The 13,111-nt window shown below is 57.7% G+C and carries 13 protein-coding genes; 6 read left to right on the top strand and 7 right to left on the bottom strand.

All coding sequences use genetic code 11. The features are described from left to right. Positions 1-57 precede the first annotated feature (57 nt). Both AC0IXS_RS13925 and AC0IXS_RS13920 read left to right on the top strand, forming a co-directional pair. Positions 58-978 (top strand): LysR substrate-binding domain-containing protein, encoded by a 921-nt coding sequence (locus tag AC0IXS_RS13925; RefSeq protein ID WP_122573953.1) that lies wholly within the window; start codon positions 58-60, stop codon positions 976-978. 181 nt (positions 979-1,159) lie between these two features. Continuing rightward, a complete protein-coding gene (locus AC0IXS_RS13920) occupies positions 1,160-3,136 on the top strand; it encodes a methyl-accepting chemotaxis protein (RefSeq protein WP_471824903.1) in 1,977 nt (658 codons plus the stop codon). A gap of 106 nt (positions 3,137-3,242) precedes the next feature. On the opposite strand, the gene AC0IXS_RS13915 is transcribed toward AC0IXS_RS13920, so the two are convergent. The 4 genes from AC0IXS_RS13915 to AC0IXS_RS13900 all read right to left on the bottom strand — a co-directional run bounded on the left by AC0IXS_RS13915 (position 3,243) and on the right by AC0IXS_RS13900 (position 6,551). Further along, on the bottom strand, positions 3,243-3,983 hold the full coding sequence (locus tag AC0IXS_RS13915) for a zeta toxin family protein (protein WP_029241727.1): 741 nt from the start codon (positions 3,981-3,983) through the stop codon (positions 3,243-3,245). Then, positions 3,970-4,233: a hypothetical protein gene (locus AC0IXS_RS13910; protein WP_029241726.1), complete on the bottom strand. Its 264-nt coding sequence runs from the start codon at positions 4,231-4,233 to the stop codon at positions 3,970-3,972. Before AC0IXS_RS13910 ends, AC0IXS_RS13915 begins: the two co-directional genes overlap by 14 nt. 120 nt (positions 4,234-4,353) lie before the next feature. Next, the gene (locus tag AC0IXS_RS13905) at positions 4,354-5,847 is read right to left on the bottom strand and encodes a YifB family Mg chelatase-like AAA ATPase (RefSeq protein ID WP_057410613.1); all 1,494 of its coding nucleotides are present in this window, start codon (positions 5,845-5,847) and stop codon (positions 4,354-4,356) included. A gap of 185 nt (positions 5,848-6,032) precedes the next feature. Beyond that, the gene (locus AC0IXS_RS13900; protein WP_122499229.1) at positions 6,033-6,551 is read right to left on the bottom strand and encodes a BRO-N domain-containing protein; all 519 of its coding nucleotides are present in this window, start codon (positions 6,549-6,551) and stop codon (positions 6,033-6,035) included. Positions 6,552-6,886: 335 nt separating this feature from the next. On the opposite strand from AC0IXS_RS13900, the gene AC0IXS_RS13895 reads away from it, so the two are divergent. The 3 genes from AC0IXS_RS13895 to AC0IXS_RS13885 all read left to right on the top strand — a co-directional run bounded on the left by AC0IXS_RS13895 (position 6,887) and on the right by AC0IXS_RS13885 (position 9,387). Then, a complete protein-coding gene (locus AC0IXS_RS13895) occupies positions 6,887-7,078 on the top strand; it encodes a hypothetical protein (RefSeq protein ID WP_122667943.1) in 192 nt (63 codons plus the stop codon). Positions 7,079-7,766: 688 nt separating this feature from the next. Further along, positions 7,767-8,090 (top strand): helix-turn-helix transcriptional regulator, encoded by a 324-nt coding sequence (locus AC0IXS_RS13890; protein WP_058430394.1) that lies wholly within the window; start codon positions 7,767-7,769, stop codon positions 8,088-8,090. Continuing rightward, positions 8,080-9,387, top strand: a complete 1,308-nt coding sequence (locus tag AC0IXS_RS13885; RefSeq protein ID WP_471824900.1) for a type II toxin-antitoxin system HipA family toxin — start codon at positions 8,080-8,082, stop codon at positions 9,385-9,387. Before AC0IXS_RS13890 ends, AC0IXS_RS13885 begins: the two co-directional genes overlap by 11 nt. 30 nt (positions 9,388-9,417) lie before the next feature. On the opposite strand, the gene AC0IXS_RS13880 is transcribed toward AC0IXS_RS13885, so the two are convergent. Both AC0IXS_RS13880 and AC0IXS_RS13875 read right to left on the bottom strand, forming a co-directional pair. Continuing rightward, entirely contained in the window at positions 9,418-10,041 is a 624-nt protein-coding gene (locus AC0IXS_RS13880) for a hypothetical protein (protein ID WP_122667941.1), read from the bottom strand. Between the two features lie 299 nt (positions 10,042-10,340). After that, on the bottom strand, positions 10,341-11,324 hold the full coding sequence (locus AC0IXS_RS13875; RefSeq protein WP_122667982.1) for an aldo/keto reductase: 984 nt from the start codon (positions 11,322-11,324) through the stop codon (positions 10,341-10,343). A 366-nt stretch (positions 11,325-11,690) separates the two neighbouring features. Between AC0IXS_RS13875 and AC0IXS_RS13870 the strand changes: the two genes are divergently transcribed. Next, a complete protein-coding gene (locus AC0IXS_RS13870; RefSeq protein ID WP_029241400.1) occupies positions 11,691-12,632 on the top strand; it encodes an AraC family transcriptional regulator in 942 nt (313 codons plus the stop codon). A 10-nt stretch (positions 12,633-12,642) separates the two neighbouring features. Here AC0IXS_RS13870 and AC0IXS_RS13865 read toward each other — a convergent pair whose 3' ends face one another. After that, entirely contained in the window at positions 12,643-12,909 is a 267-nt protein-coding gene (locus AC0IXS_RS13865; protein ID WP_025993255.1) for an accessory factor UbiK family protein, read from the bottom strand. Positions 12,910-13,111: the final 202 nt, after the last annotated feature.

Below are 13,111 nucleotides of genomic sequence, written 5' to 3'. Positions count from 1 at the left end.
AACTCATGCGAGCCTATTTACAGTACAGTGGCTGTCTGGTCGATAAGGAAAGCCTGCATGTCTCGTCGTCTCCCTCCTCTTTATGCGTTGCGTGCATTCGAAGCTGCGGCCCGGCACACCTCGTTCACCCGTGCGGCGGAAGAATTGTCTATTACCCAGAGTGCCGTAAGCCGGCACATCCGCACGCTGGAAGAGCACTTTGCCTGCCGATTGTTTCAGCGCAACGGGCGCAACCTGCAGCTGACCGAGTCGGCGCGGGCGCTGTTGCCGGGCGTGCGGGACGGCTTTCTGGCCCTGGAGCGGGCATGCAGTACCTTGCAGACAGAAGAAGGCATTCTGCGCATGAAGGCGCCGTCGACCCTGACCATGCGTTGGCTGCTGGCGCGGCTCAGTCGCTTTCGTCACCTGCAGGCTGGCAATGAGGTGCAGTTGACCAGCGCCTGGATGGACATCGATGCCGTGGACTTTGCGCAGGAGCCGTTCGACTGCGCGATCCTGCTCAGTCATGGTCACTTTCCGGCGGACTGGGAAGCCACATTGTTGTTTCCGGAATGGCTGATCCCGGTCGGTGCGCCGACTTTGCTTCAGGACCCGCCGTGGAATGTCGAGCGATTGGCCAATGCCGAGTTACTGCACCCGACGCCGGATCGACGCGACTGGCGCACCTGGCTCAACCGAATGGGACTGGCGGACAAGATCTCGCTCAAGGGCGGTCAGGTATTCGATACGCTTGAACTGGGAATGATTGCAGCGGCACGCGGCTACGGGGTGTCGATGGGCGATCTGCTGATGGTCGCGGAAGACGTTGCGCAGGCCAGGCTGAGCCTGCCGTGGCGCACAGCGGTAGCCAGTGGCGAAAATTATTATCTGGTCTGGCCGCGTACGAGGCCCGGCGTAGAGCGGTTGCGGCGGTTGAGCGACTTTCTGCAGGCCGAAGTTCAGGCGATGAAATTGCCCTTAGTTGAAATTTTGCACTAATACGCCTCGCATAGTGCGAAAATGCCATCTTTACTAATGTCCGCGCAAGATACTCAAGTATCGATCTTGTTGGCCGAAGCATTGCCTAAGAACCGTTTGTTCAAAACGGTACAACACCTAACTAACGTTTGCTGAACGATGAGCCAAGGATCTGGCGATAATCATTCGGTCTGGAGCCTTTATGTCCAAGCCCCGCACCCGGATTGCCACGCAACTCGGTATCGCCCTGGCAGTGATCCTGGCAGTCGTCATCAGTGGTAGTACGCTTTTTGCGTTGAGATCCCTGGATGCATCCAATCTGGTCATCCGCGAAGAGCACATGTCCAGTGAGGCCAGACTGCTCGCCGATCAGCTCAACACCTTCCACAGCACCCTGCGTGACAGCACCCAGCGTCTAAGCGGCTTGTTTGAAAAGCGCTTTGCAGCTGGCCTGACCCTGCAGGCCGACAAACCGGTCACCGTGGCAGGCACTCAAACGCCCGGCCTGTTCCTGCGCGACACGGCGCTGAATAATGACTTCACCGAAGTGGACGAGTTCCGTCGGCTGACCGCCGGTGTGGCAACAATCTTCGTGCGCAGCGGCGATGACTTCATTCGTATCAGCACCTCGCTGAGCAAACAGGACGGCACGCGCGCCATCGGCACGCTGCTGGATCGCAAGGCACCTGCCTACGAGCGTCTGATGTCCGGCCAGGGCTACGTGGGCAAGGCGGTGTTGTTTGATCGCTATTACATGACCCAGTACAGCCCGGTTCGTGACAGCAGCGGCAAGATCATCGCCGCGCTGTTCGTGGGTTTCGATTACACCGACGCTCAGAAAACCCAGTTCGACGACCTGAAAAATTTCCGCATCGGCAGCACCGGTTCGCTGGCCCTTCTGGATGAAAAAGGCACCTGGCTCGTTCCACCCGCGGGCATCCAGTCGCCTGAAAGCGCTGCCAAAGCCGTTGCCGATCTGGCCAGCAAGCCGGGCAAGGCGCAGTTCTGGAATGACGGCAAAGAGGACATCTACAGCGTTGGCCAGCCGTTCGCGGGCGGGCCATGGACTGTCATTGCCAGCATGCCGGGCGATGAAATCAGCACCGTGACCTGGGACGTCGGCACGCAACTGGCTATCGGTAGCTTGCTGGCGATGCTCATTGCCGTCATCAGCGCCATCTGGCTGCTGCGCAGCAAACTGCGTCCGCTTTCCGAACTGGTCCGTCAGGCCGATGAGCTGGGCGCCGGTAATTTGAGCGTGCGCCTGAACATCACCAGCAACGACGAAATCGGTCAGTTGTCGGGCAGCTTCAACAAGATGAGCGAAGCGCTTTCCTCGATGGTGTCGCACATCCGCACCGCCGCGCAGGAAGTCAGCACCCGTGCCCACGCACTCTCCGGTATGTCCGGTGGTGCTTACGAAGGCATGGAGCAGCAGTCCGGCGAGATCACCAGCATGGCGGGCGCGGTTGAAGAGTTCAGCGCAACGTCGATGAACATTGCCGACAACATGGGCAACACCGAGCGACTGGCGCAGGAAAACGCGCAACAGACCCGTATCGGTCGTACCTCGATGGATGAAGCGTCCTCATCGCTGCAACAGATCGCCACTTCGCTGAGCAGCACCGCGACCGTGATCGACACCCTGGGCCAGCGCTCGCAGGAAATCGGCAGCATCGTCGGCGTGATCACCTCGATTGCCGACCAGACCAACCTGCTGGCCCTCAACGCCGCCATCGAGGCTGCACGCGCCGGTGAACAGGGTCGCGGTTTCGCCGTGGTCGCCGACGAAGTCCGCAGCCTGGCCTCGCGCACCCGCAAGGCCACTGACGAAATCTCCGGCATGATCGCCAGCATCCAGCAGGAAACCGGCAACGCCATCAGCACCATGCAACAAGGCAACGTGCTGATGCAGGAAGGTCTGTCGCTCAACGCCAAAGTCGCCTCGGCGCTGGCGCAGATCGACGAACAGAGCCGCTCCGCCGGTCATCAGTTCGCCGCGATCACCACAGCCACTCAAGAGCAAAGCAGCACTGCCACCATGCTCAGCAGCAATCTGCAAAGCATCGCCATGGCCAACAGTGAACAGCGCGAAGTGGTCTCCAATCTGGCCATTACGGCTGAAGAGCTGAATTCGCTGGCGGGTGAGTTGCGTAAAGAGGTTGATCGGTTTCGGTGAGGGGTAGCTTGCGTCAACTCTGATGTAAACATGCCAGTGCTTTGCACTGGCATGTTCTTTTCAGGTTTGAAAAACAGTGCTCGAAAATCTGTGGGAACGAGCGATTTCAGCCGTTTGCGCCGATGACCTTGTCCACATACTGCTCCATGAACCAGTCGGGCATGTCCTCGACGCGGTATTGCAAATCAGTGCCTTCCGTTATCTCAGCAAGGCAGACAGATTTTTCGCCTGAATTATCGAAAATGTAAGCCCGGTTGGACGTTGAAACCGCAGAGGGAAGAAGCTCCAGAGAACGCTTGTAGCGCTGACGGATCTTATCTTCCGGTACCGGATGCCCGCCATCATCGACCCGGTTCGCTACTCGGTTGATATTTATTTCTACCGACTCTGTGGCCACGAAATACAAATAGGTTCGATAACCTCTCTGCTGTGCAAGCTTCATGAAGCTGACCTTGTCCGGGGATGACATGACGGTTTCAAACGTAAAGCTTTCCATGCGATCCAGCAGTTTGTGGCGAATGAAATCCGAAATCACAGAGGAGTAATAGGAATTCATGTTGACCGCACGGAAATCTATTCGCTGGCCTTCAAGTGAGATAGTTTTAACCTGCTCCTGCAACCCGGCTTTTTCGATCAGCGGATGTGTATCAAGGAATTCATGCAGTTTGGCTGCCGTGGTGCAGAGGTTAAACGTCGTCAAGTCGAGAAACCCGGTTGCCTTGACGCTTTTCTCGATGTCATCTGCATTGACGTACGTGGCAATGAGGTTGGGAGCTATCTGATCCTTGATTGTGCTTTTCCCTGAGCCATTCGGACCAGCAAATATGCGCAATCTAGGCATCGGCAGCCAATCGCTTGACCGTGATTATCTGGCCGACTGTCACCTTGCGCCGAGGCTTGGCCTTGGCAACGACTCGACTCGCACCGTCCGCTTTCGTCTCAACCACGTTCGAGCCCTGGACCCTTAGGACGCTGTGCCCGGCGGCCAGCGCACGAATATAGGCAGCATAGGTCGCCCCAGCAGCCATTTCAGGGATATGGGCTTCAAGGTTCTGGATAGCTTTTTCCGAGAGCTCGCTTGTTTTGACTTTAGTCATGATGATCCCCAGCTTTCGTTGCGAAGCAACAGGCTTCTTGCGCGTAGTCTAGCCGTAAACCTGTCCTCCCAGCAGGTGTTGCGATTGCTTTCATCCGGAGAGCGTATGATTCATGCCCTATCACCCGCTCGCAGGCCGATATTGCAACGCCTCCGCCAGATGACCGCGATTGATCGCCTCCACCTGCTCCAGATCCGCCAGGGTCCGAGCCACTTTCAGCAGCCGATGCGCCGAGCGCAGTGACAGGGTCAAACGCTCGCAGGCGGTTTCCAGCCATGTCTCATCGACACTCGACAGCGCGCAATGTTTGCGCAGGGCCGGAAGGTCGAGGAATGCATTGGCGCAGCCCTGACGCCGATTCTGTCGGTCGCGAGCCTGTGCAACGATGGCGGCTGCACTGGCAGTAGTATCGCCAGTCTGCGGGCCGGGATTGAGCGAGGTGGTTTCGCGCGCAACCGTCAGGTGCAGATCGATGCGATCCAGCAGCGGGCCGGACAGTTTGTTGCGGTAGCGCTGCACCTGTTCTGTAGAGCAGCGGCAGCGGCCAGTCGGTTCACCCAGATAGCCACATGGGCATGGATTCATTGCCGCGACCAACTGAAAGCGCGCTGGAAACCGAACCCGATCCCGCGCCCGGGAAATCACGATATGGCCGGACTCAAGAGGCTCGCGCAGAACCTCCAGCACGCGCCGGTCGAATTCCGGCAACTCATCCAGAAACAAAACTCCGTGGTGAGCCAATGTGATCTCGCCCGGTTGCGGACGACTGCCACCGCCCACCAGCGCCGGCCCCGACGCGGAGTGATGCGGTTGTCGAAAAGGACGCTGCGGCCAACTGGTCAGCGGAACCTGGCTGGCGACCGATTGAATCGCTGCCACTTCCAGCGCTTCGTACTCATCCAGCGGCGGCAACAAACCGGGCAGTCGGCTGGCCAGCAGCGTCTTTCCTGTACCGGGCGGGCCACTGAACAGCAGGTTATGCGCGCCAGCCGCAGCCACCACCAATGCACGTTTGGCAGCCGTCTGCCCCTGCACTTCGCTGAGGTCGGGGTAAGGCTTGGATTGATGCAGCAACCCGCTGGACTGATACGGCGCAATCGGCGTGCGTCCATTGAAATGCGCCACCAGCTCGAGCAAATGATTGGCTGCAATGACCCGCAAACCCGACGCCAGACATGCTTCTTCGGCATTCACCGCAGGCACGATCAACGTGCGCTCCGCCGCACGCGCTGCCAATGCTGCGGGCAACACACCCTGGATCGGCCGAATGCCACCTGACAACGCCAGCTCGCCCAGACACTCGACATCCTGCAACGCCGTCAACGGTACCTGCCCGCTGGCCGCCAGCAGACCCAACGCAATGGCCAGATCAAACCGACCGCCGTCCTTGGGCAAATCGGCGGGTGCGAGATTGAGGGTGATACGCCGCGCCGGAAAATCCAGCCCGGAATTGAGAATGGCGCTGCGCACCCGGTCCTTGCTCTCCTTGACCGCGCCCTCGGGCAACCCCACCAGCGTCAGCGTGGGCAGGCCGTTGGCCAGATGCGCTTCGACAGTAACCGCCGGGGCTTCAACCCCGACCTGGGCACGACTATGGACAATGGCCAGCGACATGGATCATTCCTTGATATGAGCGACGGGGCGTTATCGTGCGTCATTCAAGGATTAAGGGCAGTTGGGGAATGGATACAGGGTGTTAACGGGAAGTGCTGAAAGGCTTCAAGTGCAATCTGTCCGCTGAGCTCAACATGCGTGGTTTTCGTTGAGCCCAGCACTGCGATCACCTCATGCTTTTTAACTCACAGGGCGCGTAACCGTCGCCACCACGAAGCCGTCTTTCCGCCGCCCTGACGTGATTGCTCCAACAGAATCTCCGGCATGTCACGCACGCGAATCCATGACTCGTCCTGCCAGTTCAACAAGCTCAACGACACACCCGGCCACTGCAGCAAGCCCAGCGTAGGACGCTGCGATTCAGGCGGCTGCTGCATGTCGCGCAAGGTTGACACAACGTGATGCTCCAGCCACTCGCGCAACGGTCCGTTGTGCGGCGCGTGATGGTAGACCAGCAGTGCATAAGCTCCCGACTCGCTCACCATCAACGTCTCTTGCGCTTCGCCGTAGCGTTGCAGGCACAAGGTCTTGCGCTGATCAGGGGCGAGCTTGCGTGCCCGGAATTCGTCGAGAAACATTCCCATGAGAATGCCCAGATCGCGAGCGCAGAACCAGGTCTGATCTTGCAGGCGGATGGCGTGCAGGTGGGCTTTGTGGCGGGTGAAGAGGGTGGGGATGTGGGGCGGGTTGACGTGCTTATCCATGAGGCAGAAATCCATTATGAAAATCGATTCCGCAACCTTTCCGTCGCCAAACGAATAGGTGGCGGCTGTGTGCAGGTTGGCGAACCGGTATGGATACCCGGCAGACCCGAAGGTCTCCCGCACACAGCTACCATAAAGCCTCGGCTTGGTCTGCCGAGGCTTGAAGGAGCAATGCTATAGGTCCATGACCGGATCGCCAAATCCGCTGGCTGAATGTTCAGCTGGTGGAGAGGTTACAGAGCTGAGGAGGGTGAAGCTGTCAGTGCATAATGTCAGGTGTTTGGGTACAGATCCGACGGAGCTGTAGGGAAAGTCCAGCCAACTGAAGGCTCGCCATGCAGGCGCAGGATTCATCGTTTGCGGCAGCCGTTCATAAGCCGGTAGCTTCCTGCAAATCGATGCAGTTCAGCAGCGGGTTGATTATTGCGCTCAGCAAGCAGATGGCTGGATCGGCCGGTGTGGCGATGCTACGCCGATTGCAGATGGACCATCGCGAAGCCATGCAGCACGCTGCGTACCCCGACTGAGGATGGCAAGCCTGTCGCTCTATAGCAGCGGGGCGATGATATCCCTGCCAATTACTGGTGCAGTTGCATTGCTCAATAAATCTTCTCGCAGTAGGTATGGTGATGGAAGCGCTGCAAATCGATGGTATTCCTGAATTCATTCTGGCTGCCCAGCTCGAACGCTTCACCGCCGCGTCTCTAAGGCTCGGGGACAGCTCCTCAGGTCGCCCTACAACTACAACGGCTTGCCAACGACTATGGCACCGATGAAGTCATGATTAACCTGATGATGCCTGGTGAGGCGGCAAGGTTGAACGCCATTGATCTCCTTGGCGCCGAGTTGAAATCGACGCCCCTGAAGCAATTCGAGCACGGGGGCGGACCGAAGACTGCGAATGTGTATCAGTGATCAAGACTCACTCTGTTGCGCTCCATGCCTCCCATCGCCGGGTTTGGAAGGTGGGGTTGCAGTGGTCATTCATGAGGGCTTGCCCCAGGCCTTGTACTCGATTCTGCTTCAGTGAGCTGGATAACCGAGGTGCGATAAAAACGAGCGGTGCGGTCCGGCTCTGACCAAGACAATGATCCGAATGTCAAAATGATCTATATAAAGTACTTAAATGGTCTTTGTGTTCTATATGGAGATCATTTTTTGACGAATTCATTGCGTTTCACTAGGCTGTCATCATGTCTGTACATGGTGACCCTCATGGCCCGTTCTTACTCATCCAACACGCTCGATGCGCTTAAAGTCATGGCTCAACTTATCCACCTTGCTCGCAAGAAAAAGGGGCTGACCGCCCAGGCTCTCGCAGACAAGGCGGGCGTATCGCGTGGCCTGATTCATCGCATTGAACGGGCCGATCCCAAGTGCGAAATAGGGGTGGTTTTTGAGCTGGCTTCGTTACTGGGCGTGCGTTTGTTTTCGGTCGACATTCCTCTTTCTGTACTGGGTGAGACGTTGGAGTCAAAGATTGCGGTCTTGCCTAAAGCGGTCAGAACAAACGCGCCGGTGGTAAGTAATGATTTCTAATCCTGATCAGTGCTTCGTTTGGGTGTGGCTCCCTGAAAAACTCGATCCTGTTGTGGCAGGGGTCCTGGCTCGTGACGAAAAGCGATTCGTGTTCCGCTATGGGCGTAGTTATCTGGAGCGCAAAGATGCCATTGCGCTCAGTTTGAAAGAGCTGCCCTTGGGGGCTGGTGTTCTGGAACCGATGGATAATATGACGTTGCCGAGCAGCATCCGAGATGGCTCTCCCGATGCATGGGGGCGACGGGTCATCATGAATCGCGTTTTTGGAAAGCAGAATGCGGACGGCCAGTACGCTGATCTGGACGAAATGACCTATCTGCTCGAGTCCGGGTCGGACAGGATTGGTGCTTTCGACTTCCAGGCATCTGCGACCGAATATGTACCTAGAGTGTCGCGAGCGGCAACGCTGGAAGAGCTCCTGGAGGCCGCATCTCTGGTCGAAAAGGGTATTGCGCTCACTCCTGAGCTTGACCAGGCCTTGAATCATGGAACGTCTATTGGCGGAGCGAGACCAAAGGCTTTGATCGAGGCTGCCGGAGCTAAATACGTAGCGAAATTTTCCGCATCCAACGACAGAGTCAATGTCGTTAAAAACGAATTCATTGCAATGCGCCTGGCTGAGAAATGCGGCATTGACGTAGCTCGCGTGGCGCTTGAGCAGGCATTGGGCAAGGATGTACTTTTGATCGAACGGTTTGATCGACAGCCACTGAATGGCGGTTGGTCGCGCAAAATCATGGCATCTGCGCTCACCTTGTTCGGTCTGGACGAAATGCTGGCGAGGTATTGCAGCTACGAGTTGCTTACTGACATCGTCCGGGCTGATTTCTTCGACCCCAAACATGATTTGAGAGAGCTATTTTCCCGACTGGTATTCAATATTCTGTGCAGTAACACCGATGATCATGGACGAAACCACGCTGCTTTCTTCGATGGGAAGTCATACAGGCTCACCCCGGCGTACGATATCTGTCCTCAAGTTCGAACCGGCACAGAGGCCAGTCAGGCAATGCGTATTCTGGGCGCCAATAATCAAAGTCGTCTGGCTGTTTGTCTGGAGGCTCGAACGAAGTTCTTGCTTGGGGAAGATGAAGCGTTGGCGATGATTGAGCATCAGATTCGCACGATCGGAAAAGAGTGGGCTGGCGTCTGCGATGAGGCGCAAATTTCTACCATTGATAAGACGGTTCTAAGATCGACCCAGATGCTTCACCCTTACGCATTCGATGGTCTTTCCGGCTCGGCCCTTTACCTCGAAGAGCTGGGTCGCGAAGTACGTAAAAGCCTTCACGGCTGATTCCTGCTCCCCTGGTTTCGCCTACGGACTTCAGCCCCCAGGCATCTTCACCCGAGCATACTGATCCTGACCAATCCACCCTATGAACGAACGGTTGTCGCCATCGACAAACTCAACCTTCGCCGCGCCATCCTTGAACGCCAGCACCCCAACCACATCACCCTTCACTATGTAAGCGCCACGAGTGGACCTGGCGTCCGGGGTTTTCTGCAGCCAGGCCTTGTCGGCCGTAACGGTCACCAGTCCGATCCATTTTTTGCTCGCGGTCCGGCTCAGGTCCAGTCCTGTCGAAATGTCCGGCATCAGCACGTTCATGCAGCCAGGATGTTGCTGGCCTTGTTCGATGGTCAGAACCACGCCATCGATGGACGGCTCCACGGTTCCCGGATAAACCCCATCGAGCCAGGAAGATACCGGGCTGGCTTTCCCTGACTCGACCTTGCCTTGCAGGTAGAACGCGCAACTGAACGTAGTGCCTGTACCGCGTTCTTCGGCATAAAACCCCTCGATTTGACCTTCGGGCGTGACAGCGAGCAACAGTTGCTCGTACTTGCCGGAGCGCAGCGTCAGGCCTTCGGCGAGAGCGGGTGTGCCAATGCATAGCGAGAGCGCTCCCGCGATCAGCCATCGGCAGGTGAAAAGTCGAGGTGTCATATTTACTTCCGGTGCCAGTGAGGGGGATTCCGTTCCTTCGATGGATTTGGAGGCTCATCGAATCTCGGCTTCAAAGGCGTCCTGGGTGTCGAGACTTGTTAAACAGTCCAAAGCCCGAGACCACCCTTGAAAGACAGGCGAGTGTAATCCCTCGTATGGCAGATGAAACAGCTCATCCCAAGTCACGATGCGAACTTTCTGAGCTCTGAAACGGTGTTCTCGTGAGATTGATGAAAAAGCGCACCTCGGCAGTTGATGCCGGGCGCTCTTTTCTGATGTGTCCCGACAGTTCCAGCCCGTCAGGCCGGAACCGGGGCGTGTTCAGCGATCAGCCGTTCACGCTTGGCCTCTGCCCAGAAATCGCCCGGGATAGCCACTTTCATGGACTGGACATTGCTGGCTATTTGTCCCGGTACGCGTGAGCCTGGCACGATGGCTGAAACCAGGGGGTGAGCCGCGGCAAACTGCAGGGCGGCGGTGCGCATGTCGATACCATGACGTGCGGCGATGGCCGCCAGTTTGGCGCGGCGTTCGACGGCAAAACGTGGCAAATCAGGTGAGAAGTTGAAGCGCTTGCCGCCGCCGAGGAAACCGTCATTGAGCGGTGTGCCAACCACTACGCTGGTGCCTTTTTTTGCCAGGGCGGGCAGCGTTCGTTCGAGCGCCTGATCGTGATCGATGATTGAGTACTGGCACGCCAGCAGGACGATGTCCGGCGTCGGATCGTCGCTTTCCACAGCGCGGACGGCGGCATCGGGGCGGTTGATGCCAAAGCCCCATGCTTTGATCAGGCCCTCGTCGCGCATCTTCTCCAGTTCGCGCATGGCGCCGGTGCGAGCAATCTCGTAGGCCGCTTCCCAGCCGCCTTGCAGTTCGGTGTTGTCCGGCGACAGGTCATGAATGTAAACCACGTCCAGCCGTGCGAGTCCGAGCCGTTGAAGGCTGTCTTCCACAGAGCGCCTTGCGCCTTCGGCGGTGTAGTCATAGCGGTACTCAAAAGGCGCCGGAGAGGTCCAGATCGAACTATCGCCAACCGGCTTCCCTGCAGCCTTGAGCACGCGCCCGACTTTGGTGGAGATCACGTAATCGTCGGGGTTTCGGTTGTGCAGGAAACGTCCAAGGCGATATTCGCTAAGACCGAAGCCGTAGAAAGGTGATGTATCAAACAGGCGCACCCCCGAATCCCAGGCGGACTGCAAAACGGCTGCGGCCTGTTCATCGCTGATGGGGGCGAAGATATTGCCGATCTGCGTGCCGCCCATGCCGAGGCGGTAAGGTGTCATGTAGCGAAGATTATGCTGAGACGGGTTAATTGGAAGGGTAGAACGCGTCACTTTCCCCTTGGTCGGCATTACGCTGCCGCGTTCGCCGGATGGTGGTGCACTGCTCAATGTCTGGGCACTGGCAGTCATCGGCAGGATTGTCGCTGCCAGCGCACTGCTCGCCGAAAGCCTGAGAAAGTCGCGTCGATCCATTGCAGGCTCCTTGCTTGAGGGTCTTTGGGAACAACCAGGAACCTCAAGATAGACGAGAGCTTTTGGGCAACGTGATCACAATCCGACTGTCTTTTTGCACAATCCTGCCGGGGCACTTGAGCGGATGGCGTGTTCTGCGCACACTGCGACTTTCCTCTTCGCAGAGTCGTCTTCATGAATCCATCCTTGACGTTTTCTGCATCCGGTCTTGATCGGAAAGGCGAGGGGCTGAGGCGACTCACTGAGCGGCTGACTGTGATAACCACGGGTAAAGAAGTCTGTCCCAGCGTGATCAAGGGGCTCACTTTCTACCGAATGGACGCGCCGGGGCTGCCGGATTATTGCGTCTACGAACCCTGTGTGGCGTTGATCGTTCAGGGCACCAAGCACACGGTTTTCGGGACCGAGGAAGTGGTGTCCGAGCCGGGCAGCTTTTTCGTGACATCCATTGATATTCCCACCACGGCCAAGGTGATACGCGCCAGCGCCGAGCGTCCCTATCTCTCGATCGTCTTGAAGCTCGACATGGCGTTGCTCCACGACATCGTTCAAAGCGTGCCGGAAGTCGACAGCACTATTCCGACCCGTTGTTACGCTGCGGGAGAAGCAACGGACGAGCTGATCGATGTGTTCGGTCGCCTTGTCGCCTTGCTGGATAGGCCGCAGGAAATTGCACTCATGGCGGATCTGGTCAAGCGAGAAGTCTGTCTTCGGCTGCTGCTCAGCGATGCAGGCTACTGGCTGCGCTGGATCGTCAGAGAAGGGTATCGTTCGCGAGGTATTGTGCGAGCCATCGACTGGCTCAAGCGAAACTACGCCGAGCCCTTGCGAATTGCCGAGCTTGCCGGGATGGCAGGTATGGCCAGTTCGACCCTGCACCACAATTTTCGGCAGCTCACCGGTACCAGCCCGTTGCAGTATCAGAAGACGCTGCGCCTGCATGCCGCCCGCAGTCTGATGCTAACCGAGCGGCTTGACGCGAATACGGCAGGGTTGCGGGTCGGCTATGAAAGTGTGTCGCAGTTCAGTCGCGAGTACGCCCGGCGTTTCGGGGCGCCGCCCTCACGCGATATAAGGCAGGCGCGGCAGTTTGGCGATCAGCCAGCACCTGTCTGAGGCTGATGAGTCACTCAGCCTTCTCACCCGGCCCCATTTTCTCTTCAAGCTCGGCCATTTTGGCCTCCAGCGCTTCCAGGCGGGCGCGGGTGCGGGCGAGGACGGCCATCTGGCTGTCGAACTCTTCGCGGCTGACCAGATCCAGTTTGCTGAAGCCGCTTTGCAGCAGGGTCTTGAACTGGGTTTCGAATTCGCTGCGGGGCACGGGGGTTTCGCCGTTGAAAAGGCGCGAGGCGTGGCCGCTGAGGGCGTCGAGGAAAGCTTTGGGCGCGAGCATGATGGTTTTCCTGAATCAGATGCACGGCAGTGTAGCACGCAGTGTCTATAGTCATTTCACAGGGGCGGCAGTGCGCGCTTATGGAGCAGGCGTGCGTGCACGTATGCACCAGCTTTGTGCGTTCTTATTGGCTGTGCCGGGCCTTGGCGGCCTTAATGAGGCCCAACGACCTGTATTTGATGAATATTCACGAGATGGCAAG

The sequence above is a fragment of the Pseudomonas sp. AC016 genome (genome assembly GCF_979253365.1).
Note: the sequence above shows the minus strand (reverse complement) of the source record. Positions and strands in the feature narration are given on the sequence as shown.